14 protein-coding genes and 1 pseudogene are annotated in these 15,470 nt (G+C 62.7%); 13 read left to right on the top strand and 2 right to left on the bottom strand.

Annotated elements, in window-relative coordinates:
* Positions 1-220 precede the first annotated feature (220 nt).
* A complete protein-coding gene (locus Q0K00_RS04105; RefSeq protein ID WP_297227546.1) occupies positions 221-865 on the bottom strand; it encodes a LysE family transporter in 645 nt (214 codons plus the stop codon).
* Between the two features lie 146 nt (positions 866-1,011).
* Between Q0K00_RS04105 and Q0K00_RS04100 the strand changes: the two genes are divergently transcribed.
* The 13 genes from Q0K00_RS04100 to Q0K00_RS04040 all read left to right on the top strand — a co-directional run bounded on the left by Q0K00_RS04100 (position 1,012) and on the right by Q0K00_RS04040 (position 13,195).
* Positions 1,012-1,722 (top strand): SDR family oxidoreductase, encoded by a 711-nt coding sequence (locus Q0K00_RS04100; RefSeq protein WP_297227545.1) that lies wholly within the window; start codon positions 1,012-1,014, stop codon positions 1,720-1,722.
* A complete protein-coding gene (locus Q0K00_RS04095) occupies positions 1,719-2,744 on the top strand; it encodes a DUF1848 domain-containing protein (protein ID WP_297227544.1) in 1,026 nt (341 codons plus the stop codon). The genes Q0K00_RS04100 and Q0K00_RS04095 overlap by 4 nt, the downstream gene beginning before the upstream one ends.
* 71 nt (positions 2,745-2,815) lie before the next feature.
* Entirely contained in the window at positions 2,816-3,952 is a 1,137-nt protein-coding gene (gene tgt, locus Q0K00_RS04090; protein ID WP_297227542.1) for a tRNA guanosine(34) transglycosylase Tgt, read from the top strand.
* A 183-nt stretch (positions 3,953-4,135) separates the two neighbouring features.
* Entirely contained in the window at positions 4,136-5,269 is a 1,134-nt protein-coding gene (gene alr / locus Q0K00_RS04085) for an alanine racemase (RefSeq protein WP_297227541.1), read from the top strand.
* Between the two features lie 276 nt (positions 5,270-5,545).
* A complete protein-coding gene (locus tag Q0K00_RS04080) occupies positions 5,546-6,112 on the top strand; it encodes a shikimate kinase (protein ID WP_297227540.1) in 567 nt (188 codons plus the stop codon).
* Positions 6,109-7,170: a glycosyltransferase gene (locus Q0K00_RS04075; RefSeq protein ID WP_297227539.1), complete on the top strand. Its 1,062-nt coding sequence runs from the start codon at positions 6,109-6,111 to the stop codon at positions 7,168-7,170. The genes Q0K00_RS04080 and Q0K00_RS04075 overlap by 4 nt, the downstream gene beginning before the upstream one ends.
* A gap of 170 nt (positions 7,171-7,340) precedes the next feature.
* On the top strand, positions 7,341-7,760 hold the full coding sequence (locus tag Q0K00_RS04070) for an ATP synthase F0 subunit B (protein WP_297227538.1): 420 nt from the start codon (positions 7,341-7,343) through the stop codon (positions 7,758-7,760).
* Positions 7,761-7,803: 43 nt separating this feature from the next.
* Entirely contained in the window at positions 7,804-8,385 is a 582-nt protein-coding gene (locus tag Q0K00_RS04065) for an ATP synthase F0 subunit B (RefSeq protein WP_297227537.1), read from the top strand.
* Positions 8,382-8,933: an ATP synthase F1 subunit delta gene (atpH, locus tag Q0K00_RS04060; protein ID WP_297227536.1), complete on the top strand. Its 552-nt coding sequence runs from the start codon at positions 8,382-8,384 to the stop codon at positions 8,931-8,933. Before Q0K00_RS04065 ends, atpH begins: the two co-directional genes overlap by 4 nt.
* 3 nt (positions 8,934-8,936) lie before the next feature.
* Positions 8,937-10,445: a F0F1 ATP synthase subunit alpha gene (gene atpA, locus Q0K00_RS04055; protein WP_297227535.1), complete on the top strand. Its 1,509-nt coding sequence runs from the start codon at positions 8,937-8,939 to the stop codon at positions 10,443-10,445.
* A gap of 15 nt (positions 10,446-10,460) precedes the next feature.
* Positions 10,461-11,345: a F0F1 ATP synthase subunit gamma gene (locus tag Q0K00_RS04050; protein ID WP_297227534.1), complete on the top strand. Its 885-nt coding sequence runs from the start codon at positions 10,461-10,463 to the stop codon at positions 11,343-11,345.
* Positions 11,346-11,358: 13 nt separating this feature from the next.
* Complete coding sequence (atpD, locus tag Q0K00_RS04045; protein ID WP_297227532.1) at positions 11,359-12,777, top strand: F0F1 ATP synthase subunit beta; 1,419 nt, start codon at positions 11,359-11,361, stop codon at positions 12,775-12,777.
* 19 nt (positions 12,778-12,796) lie between these two features.
* Positions 12,797-13,195 carry a F0F1 ATP synthase subunit epsilon gene (locus tag Q0K00_RS04040; RefSeq protein ID WP_297227531.1) on the top strand — a complete coding sequence of 133 codons (399 nt, stop codon included), beginning with the start codon at positions 12,797-12,799 and terminating at the stop codon, positions 13,193-13,195.
* 273 nt (positions 13,196-13,468) lie between these two features.
* On the opposite strand, the pseudogene Q0K00_RS04035 reads toward Q0K00_RS04040, so the two are convergent.
* Positions 13,469-13,765: pseudogene (locus Q0K00_RS04035) on the bottom strand (flagellin); the annotation flags it as partial.
* Positions 13,766-15,470 lie beyond the last annotated feature (1,705 nt).

The raw sequence follows: 15,470 nt of genomic DNA, 5'->3' as shown, positions 1-15,470 counted from the left end.
GCAGAGCGAGGGGTTTCCCTTCACCCCCAAACAGGCAACGAATAGTGTTAACAGGCCCTAGGGCGTTAACATTATCCAGTGTTTATTTGGGGGAAAAATCGGGAACACGAGTCCCTCCCAAAGAGAAACGGAGCGTTTACAGCCTATTGGTCCTGCATATTGAAATTATTTGAAAATATGCGTCATCAGCCTCTAAGTGAGCCGAAAGACGTGATTGCTGCTACAGGGCGGACAGCGCCAATCGCACGCCGAAGCAGAGGAAGAACACACCGGTACAGCGGTAGAGCCAGAGTTGCACGCGCGGACGCAGGAACAGAGCGCGCACCGCCTGCAGCAAGTTGGCCAGCGTGACGAACCAGAGCAGGACGAGCAGGCCGAGGATGCCGCCCAGCAGCAGGAATTGCGGGGCCAGCGGCGCATCCGGCTGCATGAACTGCGGCAGGAAGGTCAGGAAATAGACGATGGCCTTGGGATTGAGGACATTGGTCAAAAATCCCTGCGCAAAACTCCGGCGCAGGGATGGCGTCACCGCGCCGACCGGGGATGCTTCGCCGCAGCGCAAGACCGCCTGCGCCGCCGTGGATGCGCCGCGCAACGACTGGAAGCCCATCCAGCAGAGGAAGGCGCCGCCGCCGTATTCCAGCAGGCTGAACAACAGGCGGAAATGGGCGATGGCCGCACTGATGCCGAGCATGGCCAATGCCGTATGCAGGCCGATGCCCAGGGCCACGCCGCAGGCGGCCAGCGTGCCCGCCGCCCGCCCCTGGGCGAGCGCCACGCGCGTCACCAGCGCGAAGTCCGGTCCCGGCATGATGACCAGCAGGGCGGACATGGGCACATAGAGCAGCAGATTCTCCCAGAGCACGGCAGTTTCCTCCTTGCCTTTCCTTGCGGGGCGGGCCGCTGTGACGTATTTTCCGTCTTGTGGCAGAAGGAGAAGGGCAGTGCAAGGGCTTCGTCGGCCCCGAAATCCGCCACGCCCAAACAGCATCCCTGCACACGGGAGGATACATGCCCACAGCCATCATCACCGGCGGCGCACGCGGCATCGGCCGCTGTCTTTGCGAGGGCTTTGCCGCGCAAGGCTACGATGTGCTGGCCTGCGACAGGGAAGAGAGCCGTTTTTCCCATCCCCGCGTCCTGTCCGCGGCAATGGACCTGCGGGAGGAAGATTCCGTACAGGCTGCCTTTGCGCTGGCCCGGCAACGCTTCGGCCCGGTGCATCTGCTCATCAACAACGGCGCTGTCAGCCATTTCCGCAAACCGCTGCCGGACCTCTCCGCCGCGGAATGGGACAACGTGCTGGACACCAACTTGCGCGGCGCGTTCCTCTGCTGCCGGGCCTTTCAGACGGCCAATGCGGGCGCGGGCTACGGCCGCATCATCAATATCGCGTCCACACGCGGCCCGCAGAACGAGGCCCACTGGGACGCCTATGGCGCGTCCAAGGGCGGCATCACGGCGCTGACGGTCTCGCTCTGCGTCTCCCTGAGCGGCAGCGGCATCACGGTCAACGCCATCAGCCCCGGCTGGATCGAGACCGGCGATCACGCCGCCCTGCGGCCGGAGGACCACGCCCAGCATCCATCCGGACGCGTGGGCCGTCCTGACGACATCCTGCGCGCCGCGCTCTTCCTGGCCGACCCGGCCAATGACTTCGTCAACGGCATCAATCTCGTCGTGGACGGCGGCATGACGCGCCGCATGATCTATCTGGAATGAGCGCCGCCCCCACCGCACGCCGCTCCCTCACCGCCGGAGGCCATTTCCCGACCGTCAGCCCGCTCGTCGTTTCCGCCAGCCGGGCCACGGACATCCCGGCCTTTCATGCGGACTGGTTCATGGAGCGGCTGCGGGCGGGCTACTGTCTGCGGCGCAATCCCTGCAACAGCCGACAGGTCAGCGCCATCGCGCTGGACACGGCGCGCGTATTCGTCTTCTGGAGCAAAGATCCCCGGCCCTTCCTGCCGCATCTGCAGGAGATAGCCGGGCGCGGCCATGCCTTCTACTTCCAGTTAACCCTCAACGACTACGCCGCCGAGGGGCTGGAACCGCATGTGCCGCCGCTGGCCCAGCGACTCGACACCTTTTGCCGTCTGGCGGACAGCATCGGACCGGAGCGCGTCGTCTGGCGTTTCGATCCCCTCATCCTGGGCGGCGGCCTCAGCGTGCCGCGTCTGCTGGACCGCATCGACGCGCTGGGCCGCAGGCTTGCCCCGTACACCGAAAAACTGGTCTTCAGTTTTCTGGACATGTACCGCAAAACGGCAAACGCCCTGCGGCGGCATGATCCATCGTTGCGTGCCCCCACTCCCGACGAACAGCGGGAACTGGCCACGGGCCTGCGACAGCTGGCGGACGGCTGGCCGCGACGCCTGCAACCGGCAAGCTGCGCCGAGACCATCGACCTGCGCGCTCTGGGCATCGCGCACAATGCCTGCGTGGACGGCGAACTCGTCCGGCGGCTTTGCCCCCGGGATGCGGAGGTGCAGCGCCTGTGCGGGCCGCCCCCCGCGCCGGTGCAATGTTCGCTCCTGCCCCTGACAGGCGCGAGCGCCACGCAAGACGCCACCACGCCGCGCGACAGCTCCCAGCGCAGGGCCTGCCGCTGCCTTCCCAGCCGGGACATCGGGGCCTATTCCACCTGCCTGCACGGCTGCCTCTACTGCTACGCCAATCAATCCGAAGCCGTAGTGCGTGAACGGCTGGCCCACCTTACGCCGGGACGCGAACTGCTCGCCTGAGAAAGATCCTTCACGTCCCACCGCCTGTCGCCCCTCTTGCGTCCCGGCCCGGCTGCGGCTACCCTGCCGCCATGAAGAATCCCACCTATACCTTGCTGCATACCGACGGCGCGGCCCGCGCGGGGATCGTCCACACCGCTCACGGGGACATCCCCACGCCCATCTTCATGCCCGTGGGCACCGTCGGCTCGGTGAAGGCCGTGGCCCCCGACGATCTGGCCGCCATGAACGCCCCCATCATCCTGGGCAATACCTATCACCTCTATCTGCGCCCCGGTCACAAGCTGGTGGAACGCCACGGCGGCCTGCACGGCTTTGCCTCCTGGCCCGGCGCCATCCTCACCGACAGCGGCGGCTTTCAGATATTCAGCCTGAATTCCCTGCGCAAACTGCGGGAAGAAGGCGCGGAATTCCGTTCGCATCTGGACGGCTCCAAACATCTGTTCACGCCGGAAAACGTGGTGGACATCCAGCGCAGCCTCAACTCGGACATCATGATGGTGCTGGACGAATGCGTCCCCCACGGAGCGGACTATGCCTATACGGACAAGTCCACGGCGCTCACCACCCGCTGGGCCTTGCGCGCCCGGCAGCACTATCCGGCGGGCACGGCACACAATCTGCTGTTCGCCATCACGCAGGGCGGCTTCTTCAAGGATCTGCGCCGCCGCTCCATCGAAGAACTCTGCGCTCACGACTTTGACGGCTTTGCCATCGGCGGTCTCTCCGTGGGCGAACCCAAGCCCGTCATGTACGATTTCATGTACGACATCGCGCCGCAGCTCCCCGCCGACAAGCCCCGCTATCTCATGGGCGTGGGCACCCCGCTGGACATCGCCAACGGCATAGCGGCAGGCATCGACATGTTCGACTGCGTGCTGCCCACCCGCAACGCCCGCAACGGCACGCTGTACACCTCGCAGGGCAAGATCAACATCAAGCGCAAGGAATATGCCGAGGACGACGGCCCCCTGGACCCGCAATGCGGCTGTTACACCTGCCGCACCTTCTCGCGGGCCTATCTGCGCCATCTCTACGTCAGCAAGGAGCTGCTCTCCTTCCGTCTCAACTCCCTGCACAACCTGACGTATTTCCTCGATCTCGTGCGGCGGGCACGGCAGGCCATCCTGGAAGACCGCTACGCGGAATTCCTGGCCGGGGTGGCCGCCATCTATCCCGAAGAAGCCGCACAGGCCGCGGGCATGTAGATCCGAGACGCCGGGCAGTCGTGCGCCGCCGGAGCGGGCCGCGCACGACGCCCTTGCCGCCCTGCCGACGCGGCACGGCAAGTCTAGACTTTTTCTTGTCTATCCGGCCGCATGTTGCTATGACAGGAACTCGCCTCGCCATGTATGGGCGGGCGCTTTTCCGTTCCGGCTGGAGCCACGCGCATGACCTGCATCTTTACCCCGTCCGCCTGCCATATCGATCTGCCCGCCCTGCAGCGCAATTTTGCCCGCCTCGGCGCGCCGGAGACCATCCTGCCGGTCATCAAGTCCGACGCCTACGGACACGGCCTGCTGCCGGTGGCGCGGGCACTGGATCGCGCCGGAGCCCGCCAGTTCGCCGTCGGCACCGTCAGCGAAGGCATCTCCCTGCGGGACGAAGGCTACCGCCAGCGGGTGGTGACGCTCATGGGCGCGCTCTGTCCCAACGAGTGGACGCAGGCCGCCGACGCCTGCCTCACGCCGGTGGTGGCCTGCTTCGAGGACCTGCAGAACGCGGCCGAAGGCCTGAGCGGCCGCGGCGACACGCTGGACATCGCTCTCAAGCTGGACACCGGCATGGGGCGGCTGGGCTTCGACGCCGCGGACATCCCCGCCCTGCTCAGCGCCCTTGAGCACATGCCGCAACTTGTGCCGGTCATGGCCCTTTCGCACATGCCCAGCGCGGACATGCCCGAAGATGAAGCCTTTTCGCTGGAACAGATAGAACGTTTCCGCAACCTGTGCGAGCCGCTGCGGCACCGCTGGCCCGGTCTGGCGCGCTCGCTGGCCAATACGGCGGGCACGCTCGGCCTGCCGCAGGCCCGTTTCGAGCTTTGCCGTCCCGGACTGGCCCTGTACGGCGGCAACCCCTTTGCGGGCGGCCCCTGGGAAGAACGCGGCGCGGGTCTGGAATGGGTCATGAGCCTCAGCGCCCCGGTGATGCAGGTACGTCAACTCCGGGCCGGGCAGAGCCTTTCCTACGGCCGCACATTCACCGCCTCCCACGATATGACCATTGCCGTCATCGCCTGCGGCTACGCCACGGCCTACCCGCGCGCCCTGTCCAACAAGGCCGCCGTGCTCCTGCACGGCCGCCGCGCGCCGGTGGTGGGCCGCGTCTGCATGAGCATGATGATGGCCGACGTGAGCCACCTTCCCGACGTCAGCCGGGGAGACACCGCCTGGCTCATGGGCGGCGAGGCCGCCCCCGGCGAACGCCCTGTCACGGTCTGCGAACTGGCCCGACTGGCCGATGTGCTGCCCTATGAACTGCTCTGCCTCATGGGCGAAGTGAATCCCCGGCAATATATCATTTGAGCATTTTCAGTTTGAAACACTTTGCGTTTCAAACCATACGGCCTGGTGTTTCGCGGAAAAAGCGCGGTTTTTCCGCTTGGTTTGGGCCGGGCAGCGTTGTGTCGCCGCCTCGCGTTTCATCTTTTTCAAAGATAAAAACGCTCCAGCGCCTGCTGACGCTGTTCTGAACATGCTTTTTGGGGGAAGGGGAACCCCTCCCGCGCCGGCGGAGGGGTTCCCCTTCCCCCCAGAAAACGAACAGCCGAACGCCCATTTTCCGGCGTTCAGGAGGCGTTCATGCTTATCTATCTGACCGGGCCGCGCGCCTGCGGCAAGACGAGCCTTGGCCGGGCGCTGGCCGCAGCCCTCGGCCTGCCTTTCGTGGATACGGATCACCGCCTGCGGGAGCGCAGCGGCGAGGAGGTGGCCGCCATCGTCGCCCGCGAAGGCTGGGAAGGCTTTCGCCGCCGGGAAAGCGCCATTCTGCGCGAAGTGGCCGCCGAGCTGGAAAATGCCTCCGCAGCGGGGGAGACGGCCGCTCAGAGGGCGGCGTGGCGTGGCGTGGTGGCCACGGGCGGCGGCATGGTGCTGGCCGAGGAGAACCGCCGTTTCATGCGCGAGACGGGACGCGTATTCTTTCTGGACGTGCCGGTGGCGGAACTGGTACGGCGGCTCAACCGCAATCCGCTGGAGGCGCAACGCCCCTCGCTGACGGGGAAGAGCCTGACCGAGGAGGTGGCCGACGTCCTCGCGCAACGTCTGCCGCTGTATGAAGAGGCCCACCATCGCCTCGATGCCGCCCGTCCGCTCCGCAACGTCTGCGCGCAGGCCCTGACCCTGCTTTCCGGGAATGCCGACGCATGAAGGACGCTCCGTCCATCTCGGTGCTCGTTCCGGTCTGGAACGCCGCCGCTGACGACGGTCGCCGCCTGCGGACGGCCTTTGAAAGCCTTTTTGCCCAGTGCGGTACGCCACAGGCTCCTCTGCCCCCGCTGGAGATCCTCGCCGTGGACGACGGCTCCGACGACGCCACGCCCGCCGTCCTGCACGACCTTGCCCGCGCGGACGGCCGCCTGCGGATCGTCCGAGTGCCGCATGGCGGCATCGCCCGGGCGCTCAATGCCGGGCTGGAAGCGGCACGGGGCGAGTTCATCGCCCGAATGGACGCCGACGATGTGGCCCATCCGCAACGCCTTGCCCGACAGGCGGCCCACCTCCTGCGGCAGCCGGGACTGGATGTCAGCGCAAGCCGCGTCCGTTTTGGCGGCGATCCCCGCACGGCATACGGCTTTGCTCACTATGTCGATTGGCAGAACGGTCTGTGCGGCCATGAGGAGATGGCCCGCAACCGCTTCCGGGACACGCCGATCTGTCACCCGTCCGCCATGTTCCGGCGCTCGGCCGTCGAGCGCTTCGGCGGCTATGCCGATGGCGACTTTGCCGAGGACTGGGAGCTGTGGCTGCGCTGGTTCCATGCCGGGGCCCACATGGAAAAGCTGCCGGAGGAACTGCTCGTCTGGAACGATCCTCCCGGCAGGCTGACCCGCACCGACGCCCGTTATACCGATACCGCCAACAACGCCCTGCGCGCCCGCTGGCTGGCTCGTCACCTGCTTCGTGAGGGGCGGGAACGGGTCTGGGTGCTGGGCGCGGGCCGGGTGGCTCGCCGCCGCCTCGCGCCGCTCTGGGCCGAAGGTATCGAGCCTGTGGCCTTCATCGACATCGACCCGTGCAAGATCGGGCAACGTGTGCCCCTGTCGCCGCATGACGCGCGCCGCGTGCCCGTCCTTTCCCGTCAGGAGCTGCCGCCGCCGGGGACGGGCCTGCTGCTCAATGTGCTGACGGCCCACGGGGCTGCCGAAGAGGCAGCCGACTGGCTTGGGGAGGCGGGTTACGCCCCTGAGGACTGGCTGCTGGTCTGAACAGACGCTTTTTTTACCGCAACAGTGCGGAAAGGCGGCATTACGACCCGGCCGACCTCTCGGCGGGCGCAAAGGCTTTGACAGAAGCCCCGCCATGCCGTACTGTAGACGGGCCGATAATCCGTATCTTAAGGGGCATCCCCCGGCAATCATCCTCGAGGAGAAGCCATATGCTGGATCTCAATATCACTCTACTCTTCCAGTTGGCGAATTTTCTGATCGCCCTCTTCGTCCTGAATATCCTGCTCATCCGCCCCATCCGGCGCATCATCCGCCAGCGCAAGGACGTCATGGACGGTATGCGCGGCGAAGCCGAATCCTTTGAGGATGAAGCCGCCAAACGGCTGGACGGCTACGAGGCCGCCCTCGTGCAGGCGCGGCGCGATGCCGCCCGTCTCTGCGACGAAGGCCGCAGCGCGGGCGCGGCGGAACAGCAGGTCATCGTGGGCGATGCCCAGAAAAAGGCCCAGGAGATCCTGGCCCAGACCCGTCGGGAACTGGAAGCCGAAGCGCAGCAGACCCTTGCCGCCCTGCGCGGTCAGGTGGCGACCCTCTCCGCCCTGACGGCGGAAAAGGTGCTGCGGGGATAAGGAGTACGCAACCGGCAACGGCAAGGGGGTAATCACCTTGAAAATGTGGAAACATGCAGGCCGCAGGGTCGCGCGGCAGACGGTGCTCGTCGCGGCGCTCACCCTGCTCATGACCGCCGCGGCTCTGGCGGCGGAGGAACATGCCGCGCCCCGCTGGGGGGACTTCGGCTGGCGTGTCCTCAACTTCGTCCTGTTTGCGGGCATCCTCTGGTATTTCGTGGGCGGCATGGCCCGCAAATACTTCAGCGGACGCCGCCGGCAGATCCAGGAAGGGCTCGACGATCTGGAGCAGCGGCGCAGCGACGCCAAGAAGCGTCTGGCGGAAGTGGAACAGCGCATCGCCCATCTGGAAGCCGAACGCAAGGCCATCCTTGATGAAAGCGCCGCTCAGGCCGAACGCCTGAAGGCCGGTATCCTCGATGAGGCCCGTCGGCAGGCCGACCAGATCCTTGAACAGGCCCGCCGGACGGCGGAGAACGAAGGCCGCACCATCCTTGCGGAAGTGCGTGCCGCCGTGGCCGACGAGATCGTGGACGCCGCCCAGAAGGCCCTTGTGGAAAAGCTGGACGCTCAGGGCCATGAAGCGCTCATTGCCAAATCGCTCAACAAGGTGGTGCTGCAATGACAGACTCCATGATCGCGCGCCGGTACGCTGCCGCGCTCTTTGCGCTGGGCAGCGAACAGAGCGAGGAGGCGCTTGGCCGCTACAATGCGGATCTGCAAGCGCTGTGCGAACAGACACAGGCGGTCCCGGCTCTGGCGGCGGTGCTGAAAAGCCCGATCATCGCCACAGCGGAAAAGAAGGCTGTCCTCTCCGCCGTGTTGAAAAAAATGAAGATCGACCAGACGGTCCGCAACTTCTGCCTGTTGCTGGCCGACAAGGAACGCCTGGCATGTCTGGGCGATATTGTGCGCTGCTACGGCACGCTGCTGGACGAGGCGAGGGGAATTCTCCGCGGCAGGCTCACCACCGCCGTGGAACTTACCGAAGAAAGGCAGGTCGCTCTCAAGGCCGAGCTGGAACAGAAAGCCGGGACATCCATCGAACTGGGCTTTGACGTGGATCCCGACATTCTCGGCGGCATCGTCCTCAAGGTGGGCGACAAGGTGCTGGACGCCAGTCTGCGCGCTCAACTGGCAATCCTTCGGGAGACATTCAAGAGGGGTGAATAGCAGATGCAGATCAAAGCCGAAGAAATCAGCAAGATCATCGAAAGTCAGATCAAAAACTACGAGCAGCGCGTGGAAATGAGCGAGACCGGCACCGTGCTCTACGTCGGTGACGGCATCGCCCGAGTCTATGGCGTACAGAACGCCATGTCCTTGGAACTGCTGGAATTCCCCGGCGGCGTCATGGGGATGGTGCTCAACCTGGAAGAGGACAACGTGGGTGTGGCTCTTCTCGGCTCGGACGTGGGCATCAAGGAAGGCGACCCGGTCAAGCGCACCGGCAAGATCTTCTCCGTGCCCGTGGGGGACAAGGTCATGGGCCGCGTGCTCGACCCGCTGGGTCAGCCGCTGGACGGCCTCGGCCCGGTGGAAGCCACGGAAGTTCGTCCCGTGGAGATCAAGGCCCCCGGCATCATCGCCCGCAAGAGCGTGCATGAGCCCATGCCCACCGGCCTGAAAGCCATCGACGCCATGACGCCCATCGGCCGCGGTCAGCGCGAGCTGATCATCGGGGACCGCCAGACCGGCAAGACCGCCGTGTGCATCGATGCCATCCTCGCCCAGAAGGATACGGACATCCATTGCTTCTATGTGGCCATCGGGCAGAAAAAGTCCTCCGTGGCCCTGGTGGCCGACACCCTGCGTCGTCACGGCGCCATGGAATACACCACCATCATCTCCGCCACGGCTTCCGACCCCGCGCCGCTGCAGTACATCGCCGCCTATACCGGCTGCACCATGGCTGAGCACTACCGCGACAACGGCAAGCACGCGCTCATCATCTACGACGACCTTTCCAAGCAGGCCGTGGCCTATCGCCAGATGTCCCTGCTGCTCCGTCGTCCTCCGGGACGTGAAGCCTTCCCCGGCGACGTCTTCTATCTGCACTCCCGCTTGCTGGAACGTGCGGCCAAGGTCAACGACGATCTTGGGGCCGGTTCGCTGACCGCCCTGCCCATCATCGAGACCCAGGCGGGCGACGTGTCGGCCTACATCCCGACCAACGTGATCTCCATCACGGACGGTCAGGTGTATCTGGAGCCCAACCTGTTCAACGCCGGTGTGCGTCCGGCCATCAACGTGGGCCTTTCCGTGTCCCGCGTGGGTGGCGCGGCCCAGATCAAGGCCATGAAACAGGTGGCCGGCACCATGCGCCTCGACCTTGCCCAGTACCGCGAGCTGGCGGCCTTCGCCCAGTTCGGTTCCGATCTGGACAAGGCGACCAAGGCCAAACTGGATCGCGGCGCGCGGCTGGTGGAACTGCTCAAGCAGCCCCAGTACCAGCCCATGCCCGCCCATGAGCAGGTGGCCTCCATCTACGCCGCCACGCGCGGCCACATGGACGACGTGCCCGTGGAACGCATCCGGGAATTCGAAAGCAAGATGCTGGCCTTCATGCGCGACTCCAAGAAGGACGCCCTGGAAGCCATCAAGGAAAAGAAGGTCATTGACGAAGCTGTGGAAAAGAGCCTGACCGAGGCCATCGCCGCGTTCAAGAAGACGTGGCAGGCGTAGCGCCGGGAGGAAACCATGCCTTCACTCAAAGACGTCAAAATGAAGATCGTGGGGGTCGGCAAGACCAAGCAGATCACCAAGGCCATGAATATGGTGGCCTCGGCGAAGCTGCGCGGCGCGCAGGCCCGCATCGAGCGCTTCCGCCCCTATGCGGGCAAGTACCGTCAGGTGCTGGCGGAACTGGCGCGCAAGGTGGAAGACGGCGCACATCCGCTGCTCGCTGAACATCAGGAAAAGAAGCGTTGCGCCATCGTCCTGGTGACTTCGGATCGCGGTCTGTGCGGCGGCTTCAACGCCAATATCGTCAATGCCGCTCTCAAGCTGGCCGCCGAAAAACGGTCTGAGGGCATGGACGTGCAGTTCGCCTGCGTGGGCCGCAAGGGTCGCGACGCCATCCGCAGCGCCGGGCAGGAGATCACCCTCTCCTACGGCGACCGCATGGGCAGCGTGGACTTTGCCCTTGCCAGCTCCGTGGCGCTGGAGATGATCCACGGGTACGAGACGCTGGCGCTGGACGAGGTCTGGATGGTCTATGGAGAGTTCGTCTCCATGGGGCATCAGCCTCCGCGCAATCTGCGGCTTCTGCCGCTGAGCGCGCCGGAAGCCGGGCAGGAAGAGGAAGCGGCACAGGGCGCGCACTGCGAATACCTGTACGAGCCCAATGAGGAACAGCTGCTCGCGGAACTTCTGCCCAGCTACGTCAAGGTGCAGGTCTATCGCGGCCTGCTGGACACGGCAGCCAGCGAACATGCGGCCCGTATGGCCGCCATGGACAATGCCACCCGTAACTGCAATGAAATGATCAATACGCTGACCCTGCTGTACAACAAGACGCGGCAGGCCTCCATCACCAGCGAACTCATTGACATTGTCGGCGGCGCCGAGGCGCTCAACGGGTAACAGGAGCAAGCACATGAAGAAAAACATCGGTAAAATTGTCCAGGTTATCGGTGCCGTCGTGGACGTGGAGTTCAGCGGCGGACACCTGCCGGACATCCTCACCGCGCTTGAGATCAAAAACCCCAACAACAGCGACGCACCTGACCTGATCTGCGAAGTGGCGCAGCACCTTGGGGACGGCGTCGTGCGCACCATCGCCATGGACGCCACGGAAGGTCTCGTGCGCGGCATGGAGGTGGTGGATACCGGCAAGCCCATCATGGTCCCGGTGGGCAAGGCTTCCGTGGGCCGCATCCTCAACGTCATCGGTCGCCCGGTGGACGAAATGGGCCCGGTCAACGCGGAAAAATACTATCCCATCCACCGTCCCGCCCCCAGCTTCACCGAACAGAACACCAAGGTGGAACTGCTGGAGACCGGCATCAAGGTCGTGGACCTGCTCGTGCCCTTCCCCAAGGGCGGCAAGATGGGCCTCTTCGGCGGCGCAGGCGTGGGCAAGACCGTTATCCTGATGGAGATGATCAACAACATCGCCAAGCAGCATGGCGGCTCCTCCGTCTTCGCCGGGGTCGGTGAGCGTACCCGTGAAGGGAACGACCTTTATCACGAACTGAAGGACGCGGGCGTGCTGGAACGCGCCACGCTTGTCTACGGCCAGATGAACGAGCCGCCGGGAGCCCGTGCGCGCGTGGCCCTTACCGCGCTTGCCTGCGCCGAGTACTTCCGTGATGAAGAGAATCAGGACGTCCTCCTCTTCATCGACAACATCTTCCGCTTCACGCAGGCCGGTTCGGAAGTGTCCGCCCTGCTGGGCCGTATGCCGTCCGCCGTGGGTTATCAGCCCACTCTCGGTACGGACCTCGGCGCCCTGCAGGAACGCATCACCTCCACCAACAAGGGGTCCATCACGTCCGTGCAGGCCGTTTACGTGCCTGCCGACGACCTGACCGACCCGGCTCCGGCCACGACCTTCTCGCATCTGGACGGTACGCTCGTGCTGTCCCGCCAGATCGCGGAACTGGGCATCTACCCCGCCGTGGACCCGCTGGACTCCACCTCGCGCATCCTTGACCCCAACGTGGTGGGTGAGGAGCACTATCAGGTGGCCCGGCAGGTACAGATGGTGCTGCAGAAATACAAGGAACTGCAGGACATCATCGCCATCCTCGGCATGGATGAACTCTCGGACGAGGACAAGCTCACCGTGGCGCGCGCCCGCCGCATCCAGCGTTTCCTCTCCCAACCCTTCCATGTGGCCGAAACCTTCACCGGCACGCCCGGCCAGTATGTGAAACTTGAGGACACCATCAAGGGCTTCAAGGGCATCCTGGAAGGCAAGTACGACCATCTGGCCGAAAGCGACTTCTACATGCTGGGCGGCATCGATCAGGCCGTCGCCAAGTACGAAGCCCGCATCGGCCAGGAAAAGTAAGGCATAGCGGAGGATACGCATGAGCACGCTGCAACTGGAGATCGTCACCCCGGACAAGACCGTGGTCAGCACGGAGACGGATATGGTCGTCTGCCCCGGCGTCATGGGTGAATTCGGCGTGCTGCCGCATCACGTCTCTCTGCTTTCGGCCCTGAAAATCGGCCCTCTTCGCTACAGCGACAACGGCAGGGATCAGTACATCTTCATTTCCGGCGGCTTTGCCGACGTGAACGAGAACGTGCTGACCGTGCTGGCCGAATCGGCGGAACGTGCCGAGGACATTGACGTGGCGCGCGCCGAAGCCGCCAAACGACGCGCCGAGGAACGCCTGAGCCAGCGCGCTGAGGATCTGGACGTCAAACGGGCGGAAGCCGCCCTGCAACGTGCCGTGACCCGTCTGGAACTGGCTCGCCGCTAACCTTCTCGGCGGCAAGAAACGCCACAGGGCCGGAAGGTATCTCTTCCGGCCCTGTTTTTTTGGGGGGTACACAGCGACTTTTGCCAACCTTTTCTGAGGGGAATGCCGACAAGCTTTCCTGCGTTTTTAGAGTGTTCTCCCTTTGAAAAAGACAAGATGCGAGGCGGCGACACCGCGCCGCCCGGCCAAACGTGAGCGGAAAAAACCGCATTTTTGCCGCGAAACGCCAAGCCGGATGGTTTGGAACGCGAAGCCGTTCAAACTGAAAACGCTCTAAGCCTGGATGAGCGAGGCCAGCAACTTCGGCAAGGAATTGGCCTGAGCCAGCATGGACACGGTCGATTGCGCCAGGATCTGGTTGCGGACAAATTCTGTCATTTCCGTTGCCACATCCACGTCCGAAATGCGGGATTCCGCGTCCTGAAGGTTCTCGGCCTGTATGGTGAGGTTGGTTATCGTATTTTTCAGCCGATTCTGCAGTGCACCCAGATGAGCGCGGATCCTGTCCTTGGAGACGATGGCCCGCTCTATGGCCACAAGGGCGTGCTGGGCGGCCTGCTGGGTCTCGATAACGGCCGCCGGAGCCCTCTCCCCTGGTACCCATACACGGTATTCGCCAGCAACAGTCGTGATCGCGGGCGTCAAATTATCCAGTATGGCCTTGTCCGCCGGGTCTGTCGGATCAAGGATAGTAGTATCTTTATAAGGGTCTGCCCATGACGGGGTAATGGTTCCATTGCCGTATTCGTAATAAATTTTTCCTGTGGTCCCATCCTGATAGATATAATAGACTTCAGGAAACTCTTTGGTCCAGATCGCCGGGTGCTTGGCGTGCACAGGCTGTAGTCTGTCCATCACTGCCTTTTGGGCCGGATCGTTGATATCCAGTGTTTTTGTATCATACTGATTTACATCACTGATGAAATAGTCGCCTTTTCCATCTCTGGGCGTATAATAGATCGTGCCATCCACAGGATCCGTGCACTGATTATACGACACTGTTATTTGACTGACATGGGGAACCAAGAAGAGTCCGGCGATGATCTGAGCATCGGCGGCGTTTGACTTATCCAGCGCGATCTCGCTGGGTTTATTGTAATCCCGCACGAAGGTCTGGCCGTTGTCCGGAGTCCAGTAAATAGTTCCATTTGCGTCCCGGTATTGGGTGTAATATGTCGCTTCATTAACAAAGGAACCGGTTTCCACAAGACGCCCCACCAGGGCGGCATAGCCGGGATCATTTTTGTCAAGTTTGGTGTCAGCCGGTTTTGTGATGTCCGTGCAAAAGGATTTGCCGCCATCACTGGAATAATATTTTTTCCCGGCATCAAGCGGATCCATGTATTCCCGATAGTGGATGGTAGTATTCCTGACTATCGGATCGGGTTGAAGCTGCGCGATCTGGGCTGCATGGGCGGGGTTGGCTGTGTCCAGATCCGTTTGCAGGGGGTCGCCACCGTTCTTTGTAAACGTCTTTCCCCCATCCCTCGTATAGTAAAACACCTTCCTGTTTCCATCCATTACATAATATGCATCGTAATTCACATTTTTTGCGCTCGAAGCGATCACGATCTCAAGCCTGTCAAGAAAATCTTTTTCCTTCACTGGATCGATGCGGGAATCCGGAGTAGCGCGAGGATTACTGTAAAAGGTCTTTCCATCATGACTATAGGCATACTTTGAAGTCTTTGGATCTCGATATGCAGGTATGTGCGTTATTGCATAAGGCTTTGATACCGTTTTCACTACTTCTTTTGGCTTTAGCTTGGCTATTTCATCCAGATGATCAGGATTAACTGTAGTATATGCGATTTGAAATGGTCTTTCCACATTGTTGATAAAGGTCAAGCCTCCATCGCGAGTATAATATACTTTATTGTCTTCATTCAGATACAGACGCCATGTAAAGCCGAAATCTATCAATCGATTATCATATTGCAGGCGATCAATGATCGCCTTTTCCGCCGGATCACGTGCATCCAGCGGCTTGGAATTGGGATCGCTTGGGCTGAGGATGAACCCGGTATCATAAGCCCCGTTCAGGTAACGATGATATTGATCGCCGGTCACCGGATCCACATACACATCGAACTCATGCGTGGATCTGACCTCCGCCGGCGTCATCCGCAATCTTGCGATGACATCTCCCTGGGTCTCCTTGTCCAAGACAGTGACCATTGGATCATATATATTTGAATAAGGGTCATGACTAGCAGAGAGTCCATAAAGAGGCTAAAAGCAAGTTATGACAATGAAAAACAAGTACGCTTGCCGT

Source organism: uncultured Desulfovibrio sp., assembly GCF_944327235.1.
Classification (GTDB): domain Bacteria; phylum Desulfobacterota; class Desulfovibrionia; order Desulfovibrionales; family Desulfovibrionaceae; genus Desulfovibrio.
The sequence above is the reverse complement of the archived record's forward strand: the minus strand, read 5'-3'. Positions and strand labels throughout refer to the sequence as shown.

Excerpts from the sequence above, each read along its gene's own strand:
- Q0K00_RS04100 (WP_297227545.1), top strand. The coding sequence starts at position 1,012 with ATGCCCACAGCCATCATCACCGGCGGCGCACGCGGCATCGGCCGCTGT.
- Q0K00_RS04095 (WP_297227544.1), top strand. The coding sequence starts at position 1,719 with ATGAGCGCCGCCCCCACCGCACGCCGCTCCCTCACCGCCGGAGGCCAT.
- tgt (WP_297227542.1), top strand. The coding sequence starts at position 2,816 with ATGAAGAATCCCACCTATACCTTGCTGCATACCGACGGCGCGGCCCGC.
- alr (WP_297227541.1), top strand. The coding sequence starts at position 4,136 with ATGACCTGCATCTTTACCCCGTCCGCCTGCCATATCGATCTGCCCGCC.
- Q0K00_RS04080 (WP_297227540.1), top strand. The coding sequence starts at position 5,546 with ATGCTTATCTATCTGACCGGGCCGCGCGCCTGCGGCAAGACGAGCCTT.
- Q0K00_RS04075 (WP_297227539.1), top strand. The coding sequence starts at position 6,109 with ATGAAGGACGCTCCGTCCATCTCGGTGCTCGTTCCGGTCTGGAACGCC.
- Q0K00_RS04070 (WP_297227538.1), top strand. The coding sequence starts at position 7,341 with ATGCTGGATCTCAATATCACTCTACTCTTCCAGTTGGCGAATTTTCTG.
- Q0K00_RS04065 (WP_297227537.1), top strand. The coding sequence starts at position 7,804 with ATGTGGAAACATGCAGGCCGCAGGGTCGCGCGGCAGACGGTGCTCGTC.
- atpH (WP_297227536.1), top strand. The coding sequence starts at position 8,382 with ATGACAGACTCCATGATCGCGCGCCGGTACGCTGCCGCGCTCTTTGCG.
- atpA (WP_297227535.1), top strand. The coding sequence starts at position 8,937 with ATGCAGATCAAAGCCGAAGAAATCAGCAAGATCATCGAAAGTCAGATC.
- Q0K00_RS04050 (WP_297227534.1), top strand. The coding sequence starts at position 10,461 with ATGCCTTCACTCAAAGACGTCAAAATGAAGATCGTGGGGGTCGGCAAG.
- atpD (WP_297227532.1), top strand. The coding sequence starts at position 11,359 with ATGAAGAAAAACATCGGTAAAATTGTCCAGGTTATCGGTGCCGTCGTG.
- Q0K00_RS04040 (WP_297227531.1), top strand. The coding sequence starts at position 12,797 with ATGAGCACGCTGCAACTGGAGATCGTCACCCCGGACAAGACCGTGGTC.